3 protein-coding genes are annotated in these 2,077 nt (G+C 47.6%); all 3 read left to right on the top strand.

The window, feature by feature from the left end; genetic code table 11:
- Positions 1–123: 123 nt before the first annotated feature.
- The 3 genes from Q0256_RS00495 to Q0256_RS00485 all read left to right on the top strand — a co-directional run bounded on the left by Q0256_RS00495 (position 124) and on the right by Q0256_RS00485 (position 1,955).
- On the top strand, positions 124–390 hold the full coding sequence (locus tag Q0256_RS00495; protein WP_177388711.1) for a phosphopantetheine-binding protein: 267 nt from the start codon (positions 124–126) through the stop codon (positions 388–390).
- A complete protein-coding gene (locus Q0256_RS00490; protein ID WP_297959033.1) occupies positions 383–661 on the top strand; it encodes an acyl carrier protein in 279 nt (92 codons plus the stop codon). Before Q0256_RS00495 ends, Q0256_RS00490 begins: the two co-directional genes overlap by 8 nt.
- 754 nt (positions 662–1,415) lie before the next feature.
- The gene (locus Q0256_RS00485; protein WP_297959031.1) at positions 1,416–1,955 is read left to right on the top strand and encodes a DNA gyrase subunit B; all 540 of its coding nucleotides are present in this window, start codon (positions 1,416–1,418) and stop codon (positions 1,953–1,955) included.
- Positions 1,956–2,077 lie beyond the last annotated feature (122 nt).

Genomic DNA, 2,077 nt, shown 5'->3' with positions numbered 1-2,077 from the left:
GAAATACGACCTCTATGAGCTGTGCACGCTTGATCTAACGGGCTTCGAGCCGGATCGCCCAAACCCGATCCGAGTGCGCAAACTCTACGAAAAAATATCAAATCTATATGAAAAGGAGAATCTGTGAACGAAGAAATTTTGGAACTTAAGGAGCTGATCATTTCGGGGCTAAACCTCGAAGACGTAGCACCCGGCGACATAAATGACGATGAGCCACTTTTTGGCGACGGGCTCGGGCTAGATTCCGTCGATGCGCTGGAGCTTGGGCTTTTGGTGCAGAAAAAATATGGCATCGTGCTTAACTCAAAAACCCAAAATTTAAAGCAAATTTTCTCATCCGTTGCGTCTTTGGCGCAATACATCGCCGAAAATAGGAGTAAAAATGAGTAAAGATGAAATTTTTGAAATTTTAAAAAAGGCGCTCGTGGAGCTTTTCGAGATCGACGAGAGCAAGGTCGTGCCTGAGGCTAAAATTTACGAGGATCTGCAGATCGACAGCATCGACGCGATCGATCTGGTCGATTACGTCAAGAAAAACACGGGCTATAAGCTGATGCCCGATGATTTTAAAAACATCCAAACCCTTGGCGACATCGTGGATGCCGTAGCGGCGAAGCTCGATCAAGACACGAGCGTGGAAACTACGGGCGGCGAGAGTTAAATTTCGCCGCGCGGCGCGGTAAGATCGCGAGTGCGGCGGCTCGGTAATTTACTTTGCGGCGGCACAGAGGCAGCGGTTGACTTGATAGATAGCAACGGCGGCATTTTGTTTGGTGCGCGTGGTGGTTTGATAAGACGCAGCGAACATTATCAAAAGTGCGCGGCGAACGGCGAACGTTTTAATTGAAAAAGCATGGAGCGAGCGGTTTTTACGGGCTTAGCGCTTAAGCGGCACGGCACAAAGTCCGCTTACCTGCCGCTTTTAAGCTAGTATGTAAAGCGCTTTGCAGATTAAAATTTTAAAATTTTAATCTGCGAACTTGGGTAAAATTTTGAAATTTTAAAAGACGCTGTTTCTTTTGCGATCGTCGTTTTCATAAAATTTCAAAATTTTAAAATTTCGACTAAATTTAATTTAGCGGATCTGATCGCGGGCGCAGTACCGCGAGCTAAATTAAAGCGCAGCTAAATTTTAAGATGCGGCTAGAATTTTAAGGCGGCAAGCGCGACTGAATTTAAATTTTAAAAGTATGGCGCACAAAACCGTGGCGCCGAGGCTAAATTTAAAGTATCTCGGCGCGGTATAGATTGCAACGATCGCGCTGCTAGCAACAAAACCAAAAACCGCCACGGCAAAACCAAAATCGCAGCAGCAAAAGCCTAGTCAGCCGCGGTAAAACAAAATTGCTGCGACAAAGCTAAAACTGCCGCGGTAAAAACCAAGCCCTCGCGGCTAAATTTAAGGATTGCAAAGATTGCGACGAACGATATTTTTAAAAACAGCTACCGTAATTTTAAGCGTGTTTTACCCTTTTGGCCTGTATTTTTTGCACGGCGGCGTGCGGGTCTGCTTGCTTGTGGCAATGAGCGCGCTATGGGGAGCGCGAGCTGTTTTTGAAAGTAAAGATCGCGCTATTAAGGGCGCGAGCGCGGCATTTTTTGCGTTGTGCGCCCTTTTTGGCAGTGGAACGCTTGCGTACCTGTATCCGCTCATAATAAATTTCTCGCTCGCGGCGCTTTTCGCGCTCAGCCTAAGATCGACGCCCGCGATCACGCGCCTAGCGCTTTTGAAGCAGCCAGGTCTCAACGAGCACGGCCGCGCCTACACGCGCAAGCTGACCGAAGTTTGGCTCGGATTTTTCGTGCTAAACGGCCTGCTTAGCGCGGCGCTGCTGCTACCGCGAGATAAAATTTATTGGAGCGTTTACTGCGGCGCGATCTCATACGTCCTCATCGGCGCGCTGATCGGCGGCGAGATGATTTTTAGGAAATTTTATGTTAAAAAATTTGATTAATTCTTTGAAGCCTTATGAGCGCGAAATCCTTGCTGCGACGGCTCTTGCGCGCGATTTAGCAAAAACGAAATGCAAACAAAGCGAAACGGTAAGCTTAAAAGGCGTGGAAAATTCTAGCGGCG

This window comes from uncultured Campylobacter sp. (assembly GCF_937949835.1).
Taxonomy (GTDB): domain Bacteria; phylum Campylobacterota; class Campylobacteria; order Campylobacterales; family Campylobacteraceae; genus Campylobacter_B.
Note: the sequence above shows the minus strand (reverse complement) of the source record. Positions and strands in the feature narration are given on the sequence as shown.

What these genes read in the sequence shown, in the direction of transcription:
- Q0256_RS00490 (WP_297959033.1), top strand. Translation starts at nt 383, where the DNA reads ATGAGTAAAGATGAAATTTTTGAAATTTTAAAAAAGGCGCTCGTGGAG.